Source organism: Nonomuraea sp. B19D2 (genome assembly GCF_040137845.1).
Taxonomy (GTDB): domain Bacteria; phylum Actinomycetota; class Actinomycetes; order Streptosporangiales; family Streptosporangiaceae; genus Nonomuraea.
Genome location: NZ_JBEFAK010000005.1, coordinates 111,086 through 129,660, shown reverse-complemented (window position 1 = coordinate 129,660; position 18,575 = coordinate 111,086). Strand labels below are relative to the sequence as shown.

The window sequence follows — 18,575 nt, the reverse complement described above, 5'->3', positions numbered from 1 at the left end:
TCTTTCCGTTGGTTCAGGGGGTTCTGACCCAGACCCGCATGGCTTGGGGTCCGCGGTTGCCCCACAGGAAGTAGGGGACGAAGATCGTCGCGACCCTCGTCTCCGGGAGCGTCTCGTCCAGGGGGAGCTCGGGGTAGAGCTCGGTGGCGGGCGGGGGCGCCGCGCTCGCGGCCACGCGCAGCACGACGGCCTCCTCCCGCCGCTCGATGTCCGCGCCGACGGCGTCATGGGCCCCGACCAGCAGATCGTCGACCGCGGCCTGCGGGCTGTCGTGCTGCTCGACGCAGTACACGAGCGGCCCCCGGGCCAGGCTGGCCGCGCCCCTGGTGGCGTCGAGGTAGGGGTGCGAGCCGTGCGCCCTGACCGGCATGGGCAGGGTGAGGCGCACCTCGTCGCCCGCCGACCAGGCGCGGTGCAGGGTGACCCAGCCGCCGGACTCCGGCGCGTCGCAGGGCTCGCCGTTGACGGTGATCGTCACGTTGCGGGCCCAGCCGGGGATCCGCAGCACCAGCCCGTAGGGCCCGTCCGGGGCCCGCTCGACGGCGATGCGCACGTCGCCGTCCCACGGGTACGCGCTCTGCATCGCCAGCTCCAGCTCGGCCGTCTGGATCCTGGCCTCCGTGTAGGCGGCGATCAGCACGGCGCCGTCCCGCTCGGCCGCCACATAGTCGGCGAGCTGGGCCATCCAGCGCACGATGTTCGGCGGGCAGCACGGGCAGCCGAACCAGGCGCGGCGCAGCGGCTCGCCGTCCGGCTCCGAGCCGCTGCGCTGCTCGTGGTCGGGGCGGCGCTGGAGCGGGTTGTCGTAGAAGAACGCCCTGCCGTCCGCCGACAGGCCCACGGCGTAGGCGTTGTAGAGCACGCGCTCGAACACGTCGAGGTACTTCGCGCCGCCGGTGGCCAGGAACATGCGCCAGGCCCACTGCATGACGGCGATGGCCGCGCACGTCTCGCTGTAGGCGCGCTCGGACGGCAGCTCGTACCTGTCGCCGATGGCCTCGTCGGAGTGCCGGCTGCCCAGGCCGCCCGTGACGTACAGCTTGGTCGCCACCATGTCGTCCCAGAGCCGCTCCAGCGCCTCGAACAGCGACCGGTCACCGGTCTCCAGGAAGACGTCGGCCGCGCCCGCCGCCAGGTACGCCATGCGCACGGCGTGCCCGGTCACCGACGGCAGCTCGCGCAAGGGCACGTGGTCCTGGAAGTAGTCGCCGGCGAAGATCTTGTGCTCGAGCTGCCCCGTGCCCCTGCGGTCGACGAACGCCGCCGCCATGGTCAGGTAGCCGCGCTCGCCGGTCTCCCTGAACAGCTCGACCAGCGCCATCTCGACCTCGGGATGGCCGCAGATGCCCTTGTCCCCGAACCTGTCCAGCACCAGGTCGGCGAAGCGCACCGCCACACGCAGCAGCCGGTCGTCGCCCATCCTACGGTTGGCGGCGACGGCGGCCTGGATCAGGTGGCCCAGGTTGTACAGCTCGTGCCCCCAGGTCAGGTCCTCCCACGGCTTCCTGGCCGCCGCCGGGTCCTGGAAGAAGGAGTTGAGGTAGCCGTCCTCGGCCTGGACCCGCTCCAGCAGGCCGACGACCTCGTCGAAGAACTCCCTGGTGGCCGTGTCGCCGTCGCCCAGCTCGTACGCCAGGCCCTCGAGGGTCTTGTACAGGTCGGTGTCCAGGAACGGGTACCGGCCCTGATACGGGGCGGGGTCCTGCTCCAGCAGGCGGCTCAGGTTGGCCACGTTGCCCGCGGCGCGGAGCTGCTCGATCGTGTGCGGGATCGTGTCCGTGCTGTTGCGGCGCTGCCAGTGGTGGAGCAGACCGCCGGTGATGCGCACTCCGGACACCGGCCGCACGGCCCCCGACGCGGTGCGCACGGCGCCGGCCAGGGGCTTGACCTGCTTAGACGTCATGAACCATCCCAGTAATGTGTGGCATTGCACTGCACCTTAGGTCTCTGGGAGCCGTGTTGCCAAGGGTTACCGATGGGGCGTCTGCGAACGTAACAGGACCGAAACCATCGGATGCCCATGGATCCGGACGTGGGGGAGCGGTCTACACATAGATGGAAAATCGTGTTTTCGAGCCCATCGAGATGGCTGCGTTCTATGGTGTGCGACGTCCCTATTGCCGGCCTTCACCGGAGCCGATCATGCCATTCGATCCGCGCGCTGCCGCCGCGCTGCTGCTGATCATTTCCACGACACATCTGGGCCTCACCGGAAACGCGCAGGCCGCCCCGCCGAATACGAGCACACGGCCGGCCAATTGCGCACTGAAACCCAGCCGGTGCGGCTATCCCGACGCCACGAACACCGGGGTTCCGGCCGGGACGAAATTAAAGGTGGTGAACGGCGATCTCACCGTCGCCAAGGCGGGCGCGGTGATCGAGGGCAAGGACATCCGGGGCTGCGTCCTCGTCAAAGCGCCGAACGTGACCATCCGCCGCTCCAAGGTCACCTGCACCGGCCACTACGCCATCGGCAGCTTCATCGAGACGTACAAGGGCGGCGGCCTGCTGCTGGAGGACGTCGAGGTGGACTGCCGCAACCACAACACCACCGGCGTCGGCTCGTACGGGACGACCGCCAGGCGGCTCAACGTCCACGGCTGCGAGAACGGCTTCGACATCGACGACACCACCAGCGTGCTCGACTCCTATATCCACGACCTTTATGAGGGCGCCACGGGGCACGCCGACGGCATCCAGCTCGCCGGCGGCTCCAATATCCGGATCATGCGCAACACGATTTACGCGCCCGGCGGCACCTCTGCGATCATCAGCCATCCCACGAACAACGCCAATGTGCTCGTCGAGAACAACCTGCTCGCCGGCGGCGCGTTCACGCTCTATTGCCCGCGCGACCGCAGCCGCGCCTACCGCGTGATCGGAAATCGTTTCGGCCGTAATTTCTCCGGCAAAGGCGGCGCGTACGGGGCGTGGACCGACTGCCGCAAAGCCGCCGTCGTGCGGGACAACTTCTGGGACAACACCCTGAGGCCGCTGTGACGCCGCCGGAGCCCACGACTGACAAAAATTGAAATCTGTCAGCCCAACAGGCATACTGGCCGCATGAGAACTCTGGGAACCGGCGGCCCGGTCGTGTCCGACCTCGGGCTGGGCTGCATGGGAATGTCGGACCTGTACGGGCCGGCCGACGCGTCCGAGTCCATCGCCACCGTCCACGCCGCCCTCGACGCCGGCATCACGCTGCTCGACACCGGCGACTTCTACGGGATGGGCCACAACGAGCTGCTCATCCGCGAGGCGCTCAAGGGCCGCTCGCGCGACGACGTGACGATCAGCGTGAAGTTCGGGGCGCAGCGTGACTACGACGGCAACTGGCTCGGCTACGACGGCCGGCCGGCGGCCGTCAAGACCTCGCTCGCCTACACCCTGCGCCGGCTCGGCACCGACCACGTGGACGTCTACCGGATCGCCCGCGTGGACCCGAATGTGCCCATCGAGGAGACCGTCGGCGCCATCGCCGAGGAGGTCGAGAAGGGGCACGTGCGCCACGTGGGACTGTCCGAGGCCGGGGCCGAGACGATCCGGCGGGCACACGCCGTGCACCCGATCGCCGACGTGCAGCTCGAGTACTCCCTGCTGTCCAGGGGGATCGAGCGGGACATCCTGCCCGCCTGCCGCGAGCTCGGGATCGCGGTGACCGCGTACGGGGTGCTGTCCAGGGGCCTGCTCAGCGGGCACTGGTCCAAGGACCGCGAGCTGGGCGAGCAGGACTTCCGCGCCGTCAGTCCGCGCTTCTCCGGCGACAACCTCGCGCACAACCTGGCGCTGGTGGACGCGCTCCGCGCGCTGGCCGAGACCAAGGAGGTCACGGTCGCGCAGCTGGCCATCGCCTGGGTGCTGGCCCAGGGCGGCGACATCGTCCCGCTCATCGGGGCGCGGCGGCGCGAGCGGCTCGCCGAGGCGCTGGGGGCCCTCGGCGTGGCGCCGACGGCGGAGGACCTGGCGGCGATCGAGGCCGCCGTCCCGGCGGGAGCGGCCGCGGGCGAGCGCTACCACGAGGCGCAGCTGGCCATGCTCGACAGCGAACGCTGACCGTCCGGCGGGAGGGTCTCGACGGCGGTCCTTGTGGTGATGTGGCGGCGCTAGGGTTGCGCGCGTGCATATCGACGTGTGGTTGGAGGCGATCCCGGCCGGATGGCTCTACGCCATGGTCGCGCTCGTGATCGGGTTCGAGAGCCTCGGCATCCCGCTGCCGGGCGAGATCGTGCTGGTCAGCTCCGCGATCCTGGCCGCCAAGGGCGTGGTGGACCCGGTCTGGGTGGGCGTGTGCGCGAGCGCCGGAGCCATCGTGGGTGACTCCGCCGGGTACGCGATCGGGCGCAGGGGCGGCGCGCCCCTGTTCGAGCGGCTCGGGCGGCGCTTCCCCAAGCACTTCGGCCCGCGGCACGTGGCCAAGGCCGAGCAGTACTTCCAGCGGTTCGGCGTGTGGGCGGTCTTCGTCGGCCGCTTCATCGCGCTGCTGCGCATCCTCGCCGGGCCGCTGGCGGGAGCGTTGCGCATGCCGTACTGGAAGTTCGCCGTCGCCAACGTGCTCGGCGGGATCGTGTGGGCGGGCGGCACCACCACGGTGATCTACTATCTCGGGCTCGTCGCCGAGAAATGGCTGAAGGGCTTCTCCTGGGTGGGGCTCGGGGTGGCCGTGGTGTTCGGGATCTGCACCACGCTCTACCTCAAGCGGCGGGTCGCCTCAGCGCTCGATGAGGGTGACCTCGAGGGAGTAGTGCGAGGCCCGGTAGACGTGTGAGCCGTGCTCGACGGCCCGGCCCTGGTCGTCGTACGTGGTGCGGAGCATGGTGAGCAGCGGCGCGCCGCGGCGCTCCTCCAGAAGCCTGGCCTCCGCCTGGGTCGCGGCCCGCGCGCCGATGCGCTGGTTGGCCACCCGCATCCGCACGCCCGCGGCGCGCAGCAGCTCGTACAGGCCGCGGCTCTCCAGGTCGGCGGTGGTGAGCTGGGCCAGGCCGAGCGGCAGCCAGTTGTGCAGCACCGCCAGCGGCTCCCCGGCCGCGAACCGCAGGCGCTCGAGGTAGAGGACCTCGGTGCCCGGCTCCACGCCCAGGATGGGGGCGACCTCCTCCGCGACCTGGCGCGGCTCGAGGGCCAGCACCTGCGTGGCCGGCTCCTGGCCGGCCCTGCGCAGGTCGTCGTAGAGGCTCGTCAGCTCGACCGAGCGCTTGACCTGCCCGTGCACGACCTGTGTGCCCACGCCGCGCTTGCGCACCAGCAGGCCCTTGTCCACGAGATACTGGATGGCCTGGCGGATCGTCGGCCGCGACAGGCCCAGCTTGTCGGCCAGCAGGATCTCGTTGTCGAGCCGGGAGCCGGGCGCCAGGTCCCCTCGCCGGATCGCCTCGGCGATCTGCTCGGCGACCTGGAAATAGAGCGGCACGGGGCTGGATCGATCCAGGTCGATGGCCAGGTTCGCGGTCATGCTGATCAGCTTAGCCCAGGTCAGAATGTCCTGACAAATGATCCGGGCGCCGCAAGGACTACCGAGGCCGGACGTTGTGGTTGCGGGCGAACAGATTGCCGGGGTCGTACCGACGCTTGATCGCCGCGAGCCGCTCATAGGTCTCCGCCGGATAGATCGCGGCGACGTCCTCCGCGGTGGCGGAAGCGAGGAAGTTCGCGTAGGCGCCGTTGACGTGCGGCGCCAGTCTTCGCCAGATCGCTTCCAGAGCTGGACGGGCGGCCTCCACGACCGGCGGCGGGCCCACGGTGGTCGTCACGAACATCAGCTCCGCTCGGCGATGCGCGTAGGCGGTGGCGTCGCCGGGGACCCGGGACACCGCACCGCCGACGCTGCGAACGGCTATGAACGGCGCCCCCGCCGACGCCCCGGCCTCGGCGAGGATCCGAAGGACCGCCGGCACCGATTCCTTGTGGACGAATGCGCTGCGGGTGACCAGCTGGATGCCGGGCGGCGGGGCGGCGCCGTCCACGAGCGTGTCCGCATAGGGCTTCAGCGCGACGTCGTCGGCGATCACCGTGCCGAGGCGGCGGATCGGGTCGATCGCCTCGGCCGCGAGCTGCGGGTCGTCGCCGTCGAAGGCGACCTGGATCTCGACCGGCGCCTCGGGTCCGCCGGCGAACGGATTGGCGAAGTACGCGATGGAGGTGAGCTCCTCGGGGGCGGTGCGGAGGTGGTCCGCCCATCCCTGGAGCACGGTGGCCGCCTCCGGGGCCGGGAAGGTGATCTTGCCGTAGAAGACGTCTGTCGTCGGGTGCGCCGCGAACTCGAAGGCGGTCACGATCCCGAAATTGCCGCCGCCACCGCGGATGGCCCAGAACAGCTCCGGGTTCTGCTCCGCGTCCGCACGCACGACCTCTCCGCCGGCCGTGACCACCTCTGCGGCGACCACGTTGTCCAGGGCCAGGCCGTACTTCCTGACCTTCCAGCCGATGCCGCCGGTCAAGGTCAGCCCACCGACGCCGACGCTCTTGGTGTCGCCCGAGGAGATCGCCAGGCCGTGCGGGGCCAGGGCGGCCGCGACCTGCCCCCAGGTGGCGCCGCCGCCGATCCGCACGAGGTGACGTTCCTTGTCGATGATCTCGACGTTCGCGAGCAGGCTGAGGTCGATCACGACGCCGCCGTCGTTGGTGCCGAAGCCCGCGAAGGCATGGCCGCCGCCTCGCACGGACAGCACAAGCCCTGCGCGGGCCGCGAATCTGACACCCGCCTGCACGTCCCCGGCGCTTTTGGGCCGCAGAACACAGGCCGGACTGCCCGAGGCCAATACCGAGCGGCTGGTCGATGCGTACTCCGCCGCTTCCGGTTCGATGATGTCGCCGCCGAAGTCACGGCGAAGGGTTTCAAGCGCTGAACTCATGACCACAAGATGCCGACGGCCCGATCCTTGTGACAGGGCGGTGATGTGACGTGCGCCACCGATCGTGGGTGTCACAAAACGGCACGGTCCGGCGTCTGGTGGGTGACACAGTCGAGAGCGAAGTGGAGTCGCCCATGGCCGGTACGTCGCAGACCACGCCCGGAGATCGCGGCGGGGGCATGGGCCGGGACGACCGCGTGCACTCCGCCACCGAGGCTTTCGTCGCCCACCGCAACCTGCTGTTCACCGTCGCCTACGAGATGCTCGGCTCGGCCGCCGACGCCGAGGACGTCCTGCAGGAGGCCTGGCTGCGGTGGGTGGGCGTCGATCTCGGCACCGTGCGGGACCAGCGTGCGTACCTGGTCCGGATCGTCACCCGGGAGGCGCTGGGCCGGCTGCGTACGCTCGGCCGGCGCAAGGAGTCCTACGTCGGCCCCTGGTTGCCCGAGCCGCTGCTGACCGCGCCCGACGTGGCCGAGGACGTCGAGCTGGCCGACAGCGTCTCGATGGCCATGCTGCTGGTGCTGGAGACTCTCGCGCCGACCGAGCGCGCGGTGTTCGTCCTGCGTGAGGTGTTCGACCTGGACTACGACGAGATCGCCGAAGCGGTCGACAAGAGCCCGGCCGCGGTCCGCCAGATCGCCCACCGGGCACGGGCGCACGTCGCCGCCCGCCGGCCACGCGAAGTCGTCTCCCCGGCCGAGTCCCGAGACGTGCTCACGGCGTTCCAGCGGGCGGTCGAAACCGGCGATCTGCAACGTTTGCTCGACGTCCTCGCGCCGGATGTCGTCCTGCTGGCCGACGGTGGCGGGATCAAGCGGGCCGCGCTGGAGCCCGTCCTGGGCGCCGACCGGGTGGCCGAGGTGCTGGGCAGGATCGCCGACGTGGCGTCGCTGCTGCCGGCACAGGTCAACGGCTACCCGGCGCTGATCGTCCGGCTCGACGGTGAGCTCGACTCCGTCGTGGCGGTGCGCGTCGACGACGGCCTCATCACCGGGCTCTACGCCGTACGCAACCCCGAGAAGCTCTCGCACATGGAGCGGGAGACCGCCCTGCGCCGCTGAGCCCGGGACGGTGCCTCGGGGGCGGACGGCGACGGGGTCCGGGGAAGGCGGCGGCTGGTGCGCGGGCGTGGAGTGGGCATACAGGGTCCTGATGACTTTACGCCCCGCTGGACCCCGCGCTGGAGAAGACATGGACGTGACAAACCTGCTCGGCATCGCCGTCGAGGCGGCCAGAGCCGTCGGGCCGCGGCTGCGCAAGGCGTTCAGATCCCGGCCCGACGTGGCCACCAAACTCGACTTCCACGACCCCGTGACCGAGCACGACCACGCCGCCGAGGAGATCATCCGCGCGGTCATCACCTCCCATCTGCCCGAGAGCGCGATCGTCGGCGAGGAGGGCGGCTCCACCGGCTCCGGCGACCTCGTCTGGTACGTCGACCCCATCGACGGCACCGCGAACTTCGCCACCGGGCTGCCGTTCTTCTGCGTGTCCGTCGCCGCCGCCGTGCGCGGGGAGCTGGTGGCGGGCGTGGTGTACGACCCGGTGCGCGAGGACGAGTTCAGCGCCTCAACCGAGGGCGCCTGGTGCAACGGCGCGCCACTGCGGAGCGTGGGAGCCTCGACCGACCGGGAGGCGATGCTGCTGACGAGCTATCCGACGGCCCTCGACATGGAGCTGGACATGGACGCGGCGCTGCGGCGTTACGGGCGGTTCCTGAAGTCGTTCTCCGCCGTGCGCCGGCCCGGCAGCGCCGCGCTCAAGCTCGCATACGTGGCCGCCGGCTGGTCGGACGCCGCGTACGGCACCAAAGCCAACCCCTGGGACGTGGCGGCGGGGGCGTTGCTGGTGCGCCAGGCGGGCGGCGTGTACCTGGGCGACCCGCTGGCCAAGGGCGACTATCTGGCGTATGTGGGCGGGTTCGACCTGGACCACTCGGCGCTGGCCGAGGTGGCGCCCAGGTAGCCGGGCGGTTCGTGTGGTCAGCGGATGAGCGGCGCCAGCTCGGCCAGAGAGGTGATGCGCGGGAACCCGGCGGGTGGCGGCTCGACGCCGAGCCGGTCGAGCCAGACCGACCGCATCCCGGTCGCCGCTGGCCCCGTCACGTCGTTGCCCACGTCGTCGCCCACCAGCAGCACCTCTTCCGGCGCCAGCCCGAGCGCCGCCGCGGCGCCCGTGTAGGCGGCGGGCGACGGCTTGAAGTGGCCGCCCAGCACCTCGCCCGTCAGCACCGGCCCGACCCGGCCGGCCAGCCCGATCGCGCGGACCTTCGCCTCCTGCATCCGCTGCGCCCCGTTGGTCAGCACCCCGAGCGCGAGCCCGGCCAGCTCCGCCACCGCCCGCGCCGCGTCGTGGAAGGCCGTCCACTGCTGCCGGTAGCGTTCGGCGAAGTCGGCGTAGGCCGCGTCCAGATCGCCGGGCTCCGGCACGGCCAGCTCCTGGCACAGCGCGCGCAGACGCCGCCGGCGCTGCTCCTCCACCGAGCACTCGCCCGCCTGCCACATCGCCAGGTAAGGTCCTTCGAGCCCGGCCCACAGCAGGGCGACCTCGGCCAGCCGCGGATGGCCTGGCGAGTGCGCCGACACCCAGGCGACGATCGCGGCGTCGGCGGCGCCCCGATGGTCGAACAGCGTGCCGTCCAGGTCGAACAGCACACCCTTGATGCCCGGCAGGGCCGTTCCGGTCGCGGTCACAGCGAGGCTCCGAGGTGGAAGGGACATCCCCTCATCCTAGGACGAAGCGGTCCACCTCCAGCGCCGTCATCTCCGTGAACGTACGCATGCGGTCAGTGCTCTTTGCGGTGCTCCCCGGCGCGGCGCACGTGCTCGATCATGATGCGTTCCGCGGTGGCGGCGTCGCCGGACTCCAGAGCGGCCAGGATGCCCTCGTGCGCTTCGAGCTGGGCCTTGACCTGCGTCTCGGCCAGCCACAGCGACGCCTCGGCGGGCACGGGGAAGCTGTTGCGCACCGCCCTTGCGTGCGCGCCCAGGAACGCGGGGCCGCCGATGTCCACGATGCGCAGGTGGAAGCGCGCGCTCTGCTCCCCGAGCCGGTCGTACCTGCCGTGCGCGGCGTCGTCGGCCATCGAGGCGTGCAGGTCGCGCAGCCCGGCCAGCTCCTCAGGGGTGATCTTCTCCGCAGCCAGGCGCGCGCCCAGCCCCTCGACCACCGCGCGCAGGCCGTAGTACTCGGCCAGGGCCTCGTCGCCCAGGTCCACCACGGTCGCGCCGTGATGCGCCTCGTAGCTGATCAGCCGGTCCTTCTCCAGCCTGCGCAGCGCCTCGCGCACGGGCGTCACCGAGACGCCCAGCCGGCGGGCCACCTCCCCGGCGCGCACCGCAGTGCCGCCCGGGATCCGCGCGGTACGGATCTCCTCGAGCAGCACGCTGTAGACGTAGTCGGCCTTGCTCATGGGCGGCCGCGGCTCCGTGGGCGACATGTCCCCAAGTGTCTCGCAGATCGGTCATCTGGTTGACCTATGACATATTTCTTATAAGTTACATACCCATGACAAGCCTCGCCGACCTGCGGGTCATCGACGCGGCGACCCTGTTCGCCGGTCCCTCCGCCGCGATGATGCTGGGCGACTTCGGCGCCGACGTGATCAAAATCGAGCACCCCCGGCGCGGCGACCCCTCGCGCGGGCACGGCGCTTCCGTGGACGGGGTGGGCCTGTGGTGGAAGACGCTCTCGCGCAACAAGCGCACCGCGGCCGTGGACCTGTCGCACGCCGAGGGCCAGGAGATCCTGCGCCACCTGGCCGGACGCTCCGATGTGCTGATCGAGAACTTCCGCCCGGGCACCCTGGAGCGATGGAACCTGGCCCCCGAAGATCTGCTCAAGCTCAACCCGCGGCTGATCGTGGCGAGGATGACCGGGTTCGGGCAGTTCGGGCCGATGGCCAAGCGGCCGGGGTTCGGGACGCTGGCCGAGGCCATGAGCGGGTTCGCGGCCATGACCGGCCAGCCCGAGGGGCCGCCCACGCTGCCGCCGCTGGCCCTGGCCGACGGCATCGCGGGGCTCGCCATGTCGTACGCGATCATGGTGGCTCTGCGCGCCCGTGAGCAGACCGGGCGCGGGCAGGTCATCGACCTGGCGATCATCGAGCCCATCCTGGGCCTGCTCGGGCCGCAGATGAGCGCGTACAAGGCGCTCGGGGTCGTGCCGCGGCGGACCGGCAACCGGTCCAGCAGCAACGCGCCGCGCAACACGTACCGGACCCGCGACGGGCGGTGGCTGGCCGTCTCCACCAGCGCCCAGCCCATCGCCGAGCGGGTGGTCACCCTGGTGGGACGGCCCGACCTGGTGGCGCAGCCGTGGTTCGCCAGCGGGCACGGGCGCGTGCAGCACGTGGACGAGCTGGACGAGGCCGTCGCCACCTGGATCGCCGAGCGGGACGCCGAGGAGGTCATCGCGCGCTTCGAGGAGGTGCAGGCCGCCGTCGCGCCCATCTACGACGTCAGCGACCTCGCCGAGGACCCGCAGTACGCGGCGCTCGGGACGTTCGTGGAGGTGCCCGACGAGGAGCTCGGCTCGCTCGCCATGCAGAACGTGCTCTTCCGCCTGTCGGACACGCCCGGCGAGATCCGCTGGCCGGGGCGGTCGCTCGGGCATGACACCGACGAGGTGCTCGGCGAGCTCGACTACTCCGGCGAGCGGATCGCCGCCCTGCGCGAGGCCGGGGTGATCGCATGAACGCACCCCTCGCCTGGCCCCTCACCTGGCCCGTCACCTGGCTGTACGTGCCCGGCGACCGGCCCGAGCGCTTCGACAAGGCCGTCGCCTCCGGGGCGGACGTGGTCATCATCGACCTGGAGGACGCGGTCGCGCCCGCCCGCAAGGATGAGGCCCGTGCCAACGCCGCCGCCTACCTGCGCGCCCGCCCGGAGAGCGGCGTCGGCGTGCACGTGCGGGTCAACGACCTGGCGACCGAGCGCGGGCAGGCCGACCTCGAGGCCGTCGGGGACCTCGCCGACGCCGTGCGGCTGCCCAAGGTCGAGTCGGCCGCCGTGCTCGACGCGATCGCCGGCGCTCCCGCGTACGCGCTGCTGGAGTCGGCGGCCGGGATCGTCGCGGCCCGGGAGATCGCGGCACACCCGAAGGCCGCCGGTGTCGCGCTCGGCGAGCAGGACCTCGCCGCCGAGCTGGCCGTCACCGACGAGCGGGCCATGGACCACCTCAGGCTCCAGGTGATCCTCGCCGCCGCCGCGGCGGGCCGGCCGCCGGTACCCATGTCCGTCTACCCGAACGTCAAGGACGAGGCCGGGCTCCTCGCCTCCTGCCTCGCGGGCCGCGCGCTCGGCCTGTTCGGCAGGACCGCGATCCACCCGCGGCAGATCCCCGTGATCAGGCGCGCGTTCCGCCCCTCCGAGGAGGAGGCGGCCAGCGCGGCCGAGATCGTCGAGGCGGCCGAGCAGGCCGAGCGGTCAGGTGCCGGCGCGGTCGCCCTGCCCGACGGCCGTTTCGTGGACGCCCCCATCGTCGCCAGAGCCCGCCGCACGCTGGCCCTCGCCCACCACCTCGCCGACCCGCCTCCGGAGGACCGGCGGTGAGGACTAGGACGGGTGCCAGCGCGCCGACAGCTCCTCGTCCACCGGAGGGGGACCCGGCAGCTCCCGATGGGCCGGCGGCACCCGCAGCGAGTCCATCACGAGCGCCAGGTAACGGTGGCGCAGTTGCGCGGTGCGCTCCTCGTCGCCCAGCTTGATCGAGGCCATCTGCTCGAACAGCAGGGCGATGTCCACGACCGTCACGTCGGGCCGGAGCACGCCCGCCCCCACCGCCCGGCGGTGGATCGCGGTGGCCAGGGCCGAGGCCCTGGCGGCGTCGCGGCCGAGCTCCTCCGTCGGCGTGAACGTGCCCGCCAGATTGATCGTCAGCGAGTGCGTGTCGCCGTCCACGATGCCGCGCAGGTATCCGGCGAACGCTTCCCACGCATCGCCCTCCTCGGCCAGCGCCCGCTCGGTGATCTCGATGTAGAGCTTGAGTCCGTCGCCGCAGAGCTTCTGCAGCAGCGCCTCCTTGCTGGGGTAGCGGCGGTAGAGTGCGCTGATCCCGACGCCCGCCTTCTCGGCCACGGCGGCGATGGGCGCGCCGGGATCGGCGGTGAAGACCGCCCGCGCCGCCTGCAGGATCAACTCGTCGTTGCGGGCCGCCTGTGCCTTGCGGCCACTCATGGGTGCGCTCGTCATACCTCACAGTATAGGGAACGTATGATTCCGTTCTACTGGTGATAAGTCAGCATGTCTATACATAGAGATGATATTGGGATACAACCGGGGCGAGCCTGTTGGTCTTGGAGGTGTCCTATGAGACGTACCCCGATCGTGCTGGCCCTGCTGGGCGCGCTCACCGTCGCCGGCTGCTCCTCCTCGGGAGGGCAGAGCGCGCAGAGCGCACCCGCGAGCTCCGCCGCCGCCGGCGCGGCCACGGCGAGCGCGAGCTACGCCGTCATCACCCACGGAGCCCCCGGCGACTCCTTCTGGGACGTGGTCAAGAACGGTGCCGAGGCCGCGGGCAAGCAGTACGGCGTGCAGGTCACCTACCAGGGCGACGGCGACCCGGCCAAGCAGTCGCAGCTCATCGACCAGGCCGTCTCGGAGAAGGCAGACGGCATCGTGGTCTCCATGGCCAACCCCGACGCGCTGAAGGAGGCCATCGGCAAGGCCGTCGCGGCGAAGATCCCGGTCATCACCATCAACTCGGGCGCCGACTCCTCCAAGGCGTTCGGCGCCATCACGCACGTCGGCCAGTCGGAGGACGTGGCCGGGCGCGGCGCGGGCGAGCAGCTCAAGGCGGCCGGCGTCACCAGGCTGCTGTGCGTCATCCACGAGGCCGGCAACGTCGGCCTCGACCAGCGCTGCAAGGGCGCCGAGCAGACGCTGGGCGGCACGGTCGAGCGGTTGCAGGTGGACGTGAGCAACCTGGCCGACGTCACCTCCAAGGTCACCGCCAAGCTCCAGTCGGACAAGCAGGTCAACGGCGTGCTCGCGCTCAACCCCGCCGTCGCGGTCGCCGCCAGGGACGCCGTCAAGGACTCAGGGTCGCAGGCGAAGCTGGCCACGTTCGACCTGTCGGGCGACGTGGTGTCCGCGATCAAGGACGGTGAGGTCCTGTTCGCCGTGGACCAGCAGCAGTACCTGCAGGGCTACCTGCCGATCACGTTCCTCAACCTGTACAAGAACAACCTCAACACCGTCGGCGGCGGGCTGCCCGTCAACACCGGGCCGGGCTTCGTGACCAAGGACAACGCCGACCAGGTGGCCAAGCTGGCCGAGGCGGGCACGCGATGACGATCACGGCCGACGAGCGGGTCGCCGACGTCGGCCTGGCCCGCCGCCTGCTGATCAGGCCCGAGCTGGGCGCGGTGGTCGGCCTGGTCGTGGTGTTCGTGTTCTTCGCCGCCCAGTCGCCGGTGTTCCGGTCGCCGGCCGGCATCGCGAACTGGCTCGACCCGGCCGCCACGCTCGGCATCATGGCGGTCGCGGTCGCGCTGCTGATGATCGGCGGCGAGTTCGACCTGTCGGCGGGCGTGCTGACCGGTACGAGCGGGCTGATCCTCGTCACGCTGGCCACCCGCTTCGGGTTCAGCGTGTGGCCGGCCATGCTTGTCGGGCTGGTCGTGGCGCTGGGCGTCGGGTTCGCCAACGGCCTGATCGTCACCAGGACCAAGCTGCCCAGCTTCATCGTCACGCTGGGCACGTTCCTCATGCTCCAGGGCGTCAATCTCGGCGTCACCAAGGCCATCACCGGGACCGTGCAGGTCAGCGGCCTGCGCCGGGCCCCGGGCTTCGAGGGCGCGAACGCGATCTTCGCGGGGACCGTGGAGATCGGCGGGACCTCCTTCCGGGTGGCGATCCTGTGGTGGATCCTGGTCACCGCCGGCGCCACCTGGGTGCTCATGCGCTCCACGGCCGGAAACTGGATCTTCGCGGTGGGCGGCAACGAGCAGGCCGCCCGCGCGGTCGGCGTGCCCGCCGCCCGCACGAAGATCGCGCTGTTCATGACCACGGCGTTCGCCGCCTGGCTGGTCGGCTCGATCCTCGCGCTGCGGTACACGTCCGTGCAGGCCAACATCGGCATCGGGCAGGAGTTCATCTACATCATCGCCGCCGTCATCGGCGGCTGCCTGCTCACCGGCGGGTACGGCTCCGCCATCGGGGCGGCCATCGGCGCGGTCATCTTCGGCATGGCCGACAAGGGCATCGTGTTCCTGGGCTGGGACGCCGACTGGTTCAAGTTCTTCCTGGGCGCGATGCTGCTGCTGGCGACGCTGGCCAACCGCCTGGTCAGGCGATACGCCGAGGAGGTGCGGCATTGATCCTCGAGACCAGGGGCATCGGCAAGACGTTCGGCTCGGTGCTGGCGCTGCGCGACGTGTCGATGGGCGTGCGGGCCGGCGAGGTCACCTGTGTGCTCGGCGACAACGGCGCGGGCAAGTCCACGCTCATCAAGATCCTCGCCGGGGTGCACCAGCACGACGCGGGCACGCTCCTGGTGGACGGGCAGGAGGTGCGCTTCGCCAGCCCCCGCGACGCGCTCGACCGCGGCATCGCCACCGTCTACCAGGACCTGGCGATGATCCCGCTCATGTCGGTGTGGCGCAACTTCTTCCTCGGCTCCGAGCCGAAGAAGGGCCTGGCCTTCGACGTGGCCAAGGCGCGTCGCGTGGCTCGGGAGGAGCTGCGGGCCATGGGCATCGACATCCGCGACGTGGACCAGCCGGTCGGCACGCTGTCCGGCGGCGAGCGGCAGTCGGTGGCCATCGCCAGGGCCGTCCACTTCGGCGCCCGCGTCCTCATCCTGGACGAGCCCACCTCGGCGCTCGGCGTCAAGCAGGCCGGAGTCGTGCTGCGCTACATCGCCAGGGCCCGCGACCGCGGGCTCGGCGTCGTCTTCATCACCCACAACCCCCACCACGCCTACCCGGTGGGGGACCGGTTCCTGCTGCTCAACCGGGGTGCCGGTCTGGGCGAGTACGGCAAGGCGGACATCACCCCGCAGGAGCTGACCGCGCTCATGGCCGGCGGGGCGGAGCTGGAGGAGCTGGCGCACGAACTGAAGCGGGAGTGAACCGCTTGCCGGGAATTTGACCATTTCGGGCGGTGGCCTGGAGGAACAAAAAGGCACAAAACCCTCGGCGTGACTTTCATCCGAGGGGTTCACGTGACCACGATGATCAGCAGGCGGGCGCCGCGGCGGTGGATCGAGCCTTGATCTACACGCTCGCGGCAGTGCCCCCGGGGCCCTTATTACGCCTGGGCCGCAGGGCGGGCCGCACAGAGGGTGCGGCCCGTCATTGCGGCGTGCACAGGGCCGCGGCATGGGGAGCGCTCTCGGTCGTGTTTCAAAAGATCACGACGTGTTGGGTGCGTCGATGATCGTGAAATGAAGAAGTCTCCGGTAGTTGGTTCAACGACCAAGAAGAACGAACACCGGAGACCTCGTGGCCAGCGTAGCGGTGACGAGGCGGCACGACCTCACCGGTCACCCCGGCGCTGGCGGGCGGCGAGCCGGGCGCGCCGCCGCGCGTCACCCTCAACCCGGGCACCCCGGACGCGCGCGAGATGCTCAAGGTGAACGCGCTGCCGGTCACGGCGGGGGACGTGCTGCGCTGCGAGTCGGGCGGTGGCGGCGGCTACGGCCCCGCCGAGCGCCGCTCCCACACGGCCACGGCCGCCGACCTGACCCAGGGCGTGATCACCCGCTGAGCCGGCCACCCACCGTACCGGTGCTCTCCTCCGGCGCCGGTACGGCTGCAGGCCCCTGCCCCCGCAGCCGATCCATCTCCCGCCATTCGCGACGCAGCCCGGTCAGGCTCGTGGTGAGCGCGTAGGCGACCCCGGACACCAGCAGCACGGGCACCAGGCCCACCGCCGTCACGGCGGCTCCGCCCAGCAGCCCGCCCAGCGGGATGCCGGCCCAGGCCAGCGAGCTCTGCAGGGCGTTCACCCGGCCCAGGAGATGGCGGGGCACCCGCTCGTACGAGATCGCGCCCAGGATCGGGTTCAGGAAACCGCTGGCGAACCCGCACACCGCGAACACGGACACCAGCCCCCACACCGGCACATCCGTGGCCAGGATGAGGAAGTGCGGTGGCCCGGCGAACAGGAACGCCACGAAGAACACCGGCCTGCGCCGCATCCGGTGCGCGATCACGGCGGCCACCAGGCTGCCCCCGATCGCGGTCAGCCCCATCACGCTGCTGTTCAGCCCGAGGACGGCGGGGCCGTGGCCGGACTCCTTCGCCCATACGGGCGCGAGCACCTGGCTGAAGGCCGCGTCCAGCAGGTTCGTGACGCCGACCATCACGATGATCGCGAGCAGCAGCGGCTCGCCGCGCAGGAACGCGAAGCCCTGGCCGAACCGCCGCCAGTACCCCTCCTGCTGCTCACCCGATCCGGGTGCGCGGTGCCCCATGCCGCGCGGCAGCGCCGCGGCCACGACCACCGAACCGAGCGCGAAACAGACCGCGCTGATGACCAGGCTGGCCAGCGGGCCGAGCAGCGCCACCATCGCGCCGCCCAGCCCGGGACCCACCGTCGAGGCCAGCCGCTCCGTCACGCCCATCAGCCCGGTGGCCCGCTCCAGCGGCACCCGCCCGCGCTCGGCCGCCTCCGGGACCATGATCTCCTTGGCCAGGTCTCCGGGCCCGCGGGCCGCGCCGATCAACGCGACCAGTGTGATGAGCGCGCCCAGTGGCAGCAGATGAGCCGCGTGCAGCAGGACCACCGCGGCGGCGGCGCAGGCGCTCACGACGTCGCAGACCCATGAGATCCGGCGCGGCCCCGCCCGGTCGACGAGTGGCCCGGTCAGCGCCTTGACCAGCACGTACGGGGCCATCTCCGCGAACGCCACCACCCCCGTCAACGCGGCGCTCCCGGTGCTCGTCAGCACGAACCAGGGCAGCGCGATGGCCGACACGCGGGTCGCGGTCATCGACACGGTCATGGCCGCGAGCACCCCGGCCAGCGGCCGTAAGGACCGGCGCGGCTCCGTCACGACTCCTCCGGATCGTCCAGTTCGGGCAGCACCTGCGGTATCAGGTAGACCCGGACCGCGTCCGGCGGCGCCTCCTCACCGTCACGCCGGTAGCGTTCGACGACCTCGATCAGGTCCTCCCGCAGCTTTTCCGCCTCCTCCAGGGTGAGGCGGAACGCGTAGGAGCTGAGGTCGAGCACGCGCCGCCACGGCTTCGGCATGGTCTGCAGCTCGTTGAGCGCCTGCTGGACGCGTAGGTTGTAGAGGGCGGCGACGGACTGCATGTAGGCCAGCACCGCCTCGGGCTCGCGCTCGGCCAGCCCGTCCTCGTCCGTGAGACGCGTCCCCCGGTGGACCGAGCGCCACCACCGCTCCCGCGCGTTGCCCCGCTCGGTGTCCTCCTCGACGAACCCGGCGGCACCCAGCCTGCGCAGGTGGTAGCTGGCGGTCCCCGAGTTGACCCCCAGGCGCTCGGCCAGCCGGGTGGCGGTGGACGGGCCGTGCTTGCGCAGCAGGTCCACGAGCTGCACCCGGAGGGGGTGGGCGAGGGCCCGCAGGCCCTTGGCGTCGAGGACGACCACGCTCTCATGGGATCGAGTCATGCTTCGAAGGTAAACCACAAACACTTCTTCGCAAAGAGTTCTTCGCGAAGAAGTGTTTGCGGTTTTCGCGCCCGAAAAGAGATCACGAACCGCGCCCGGCCCGGTGAGAATGATCGACACGGGGGCGCTCGGGGGTGCCGCG

Annotated in this window: 19 protein-coding genes; 11 read left to right on the top strand and 8 right to left on the bottom strand. The window is 71.2% G+C overall.

Annotated elements, in window-relative coordinates; all coding sequences use genetic code 11:
* Positions 1-13: 13 nt before the first annotated feature.
* On the bottom strand, positions 14-1,903 hold the full coding sequence (locus ABN273_RS11850) for a glycoside hydrolase family 127 protein (protein ID WP_349448760.1): 1,890 nt from the start codon (positions 1,901-1,903) through the stop codon (positions 14-16).
* A 152-nt stretch (positions 1,904-2,055) separates the two neighbouring features.
* On the opposite strand from ABN273_RS11850, the gene ABN273_RS11845 reads away from it, so the two are divergent.
* The 3 genes from ABN273_RS11845 (at position 2,056) to ABN273_RS11835 (ending at position 4,765) form a co-directional block, all read left to right on the top strand.
* A complete protein-coding gene (locus tag ABN273_RS11845) occupies positions 2,056-3,000 on the top strand; it encodes a right-handed parallel beta-helix repeat-containing protein (protein WP_349448759.1) in 945 nt (314 codons plus the stop codon).
* A 63-nt stretch (positions 3,001-3,063) separates the two neighbouring features.
* A complete protein-coding gene (locus ABN273_RS11840) occupies positions 3,064-4,053 on the top strand; it encodes an aldo/keto reductase (RefSeq protein ID WP_349448758.1) in 990 nt (329 codons plus the stop codon).
* Positions 4,054-4,117: 64 nt separating this feature from the next.
* On the top strand, positions 4,118-4,765 hold the full coding sequence (locus ABN273_RS11835; protein WP_349448757.1) for a DedA family protein: 648 nt from the start codon (positions 4,118-4,120) through the stop codon (positions 4,763-4,765).
* Here the strand turns inward: ABN273_RS11835 and ABN273_RS11830 are convergent.
* Together ABN273_RS11830 and ABN273_RS11825 are read right to left on the bottom strand one after the other, a co-directional pair.
* A complete protein-coding gene (locus ABN273_RS11830; protein ID WP_349448756.1) occupies positions 4,709-5,449 on the bottom strand; it encodes a GntR family transcriptional regulator in 741 nt (246 codons plus the stop codon). The two genes, ABN273_RS11835 and ABN273_RS11830, sit on opposite strands and share 57 nt — an antisense overlap.
* Positions 5,450-5,507: 58 nt before the next feature.
* Positions 5,508-6,848: an FAD-binding oxidoreductase gene (locus ABN273_RS11825; RefSeq protein WP_349448755.1), complete on the bottom strand. Its 1,341-nt coding sequence runs from the start codon at positions 6,846-6,848 to the stop codon at positions 5,508-5,510.
* A 134-nt stretch (positions 6,849-6,982) separates the two neighbouring features.
* Here ABN273_RS11825 and ABN273_RS11820 point away from each other — a divergent pair, with 134 nt between their 5' ends.
* Positions 6,983-7,912 (top strand): RNA polymerase sigma-70 factor, encoded by a 930-nt coding sequence (locus ABN273_RS11820; RefSeq protein WP_502911001.1) that lies wholly within the window; start codon positions 6,983-6,985, stop codon positions 7,910-7,912.
* Positions 7,913-8,042: 130 nt separating this feature from the next.
* On the top strand, positions 8,043-8,816 hold the full coding sequence (locus ABN273_RS11815; RefSeq protein WP_349448754.1) for an inositol monophosphatase family protein: 774 nt from the start codon (positions 8,043-8,045) through the stop codon (positions 8,814-8,816).
* Positions 8,817-8,833: 17 nt separating this feature from the next.
* On the opposite strand, the gene ABN273_RS11810 is transcribed toward ABN273_RS11815, so the two are convergent.
* Together ABN273_RS11810 and ABN273_RS11805 are read right to left on the bottom strand one after the other, a co-directional pair.
* The gene (locus ABN273_RS11810; protein WP_349448753.1) at positions 8,834-9,544 is read right to left on the bottom strand and encodes an HAD family hydrolase; all 711 of its coding nucleotides are present in this window, start codon (positions 9,542-9,544) and stop codon (positions 8,834-8,836) included.
* 92 nt (positions 9,545-9,636) lie between these two features.
* Positions 9,637-10,290, bottom strand: a complete 654-nt coding sequence (locus ABN273_RS11805; RefSeq protein ID WP_349448752.1) for a GntR family transcriptional regulator — start codon at positions 10,288-10,290, stop codon at positions 9,637-9,639.
* Between the two features lie 68 nt (positions 10,291-10,358).
* Here ABN273_RS11805 and ABN273_RS11800 point away from each other — a divergent pair, with 68 nt between their 5' ends.
* On the top strand, positions 10,359-11,546 hold the full coding sequence (locus ABN273_RS11800; RefSeq protein WP_349448751.1) for a CaiB/BaiF CoA transferase family protein: 1,188 nt from the start codon (positions 10,359-10,361) through the stop codon (positions 11,544-11,546).
* Positions 11,543-12,403 (top strand): HpcH/HpaI aldolase/citrate lyase family protein, encoded by an 861-nt coding sequence (locus ABN273_RS11795; RefSeq protein ID WP_349448750.1) that lies wholly within the window; start codon positions 11,543-11,545, stop codon positions 12,401-12,403. The genes ABN273_RS11800 and ABN273_RS11795 overlap by 4 nt, the downstream gene beginning before the upstream one ends.
* Before the next feature lie 3 nt (positions 12,404-12,406).
* On the opposite strand, the gene ABN273_RS11790 is transcribed toward ABN273_RS11795, so the two are convergent.
* Complete coding sequence (locus ABN273_RS11790) at positions 12,407-13,042, bottom strand: TetR/AcrR family transcriptional regulator (protein ID WP_349448749.1); 636 nt, start codon at positions 13,040-13,042, stop codon at positions 12,407-12,409.
* Between the two features lie 117 nt (positions 13,043-13,159).
* Here ABN273_RS11790 and ABN273_RS11785 point away from each other — a divergent pair, with 117 nt between their 5' ends.
* From ABN273_RS11785 to ABN273_RS11770, 4 genes are all read left to right on the top strand, one after another.
* On the top strand, positions 13,160-14,143 hold the full coding sequence (locus ABN273_RS11785) for a sugar ABC transporter substrate-binding protein (RefSeq protein ID WP_349448748.1): 984 nt from the start codon (positions 13,160-13,162) through the stop codon (positions 14,141-14,143).
* Entirely contained in the window at positions 14,140-15,171 is a 1,032-nt protein-coding gene (locus tag ABN273_RS11780; protein ID WP_349448747.1) for an ABC transporter permease, read from the top strand. The genes ABN273_RS11785 and ABN273_RS11780 overlap by 4 nt, the downstream gene beginning before the upstream one ends.
* A complete protein-coding gene (locus tag ABN273_RS11775; protein ID WP_349448746.1) occupies positions 15,168-15,923 on the top strand; it encodes an ATP-binding cassette domain-containing protein in 756 nt (251 codons plus the stop codon). Before ABN273_RS11780 ends, ABN273_RS11775 begins: the two co-directional genes overlap by 4 nt.
* A gap of 425 nt (positions 15,924-16,348) precedes the next feature.
* On the top strand, positions 16,349-16,561 hold the full coding sequence (locus ABN273_RS11770; RefSeq protein ID WP_349449004.1) for a hydantoinase B/oxoprolinase family protein: 213 nt from the start codon (positions 16,349-16,351) through the stop codon (positions 16,559-16,561).
* Here ABN273_RS11770 and ABN273_RS11765 read toward each other — a convergent pair.
* Positions 16,551-17,852, bottom strand: a complete 1,302-nt coding sequence (locus ABN273_RS11765; RefSeq protein ID WP_349448745.1) for an MFS transporter — start codon at positions 17,850-17,852, stop codon at positions 16,551-16,553. The genes ABN273_RS11770 and ABN273_RS11765 overlap by 11 nt on opposite strands.
* Positions 17,849-18,433: an ArsR/SmtB family transcription factor gene (locus ABN273_RS11760; protein WP_349448744.1), complete on the bottom strand. Its 585-nt coding sequence runs from the start codon at positions 18,431-18,433 to the stop codon at positions 17,849-17,851. The genes ABN273_RS11765 and ABN273_RS11760 overlap by 4 nt, the downstream gene beginning before the upstream one ends.
* Between the last annotated feature and the right edge of the window lie 142 nt (positions 18,434-18,575).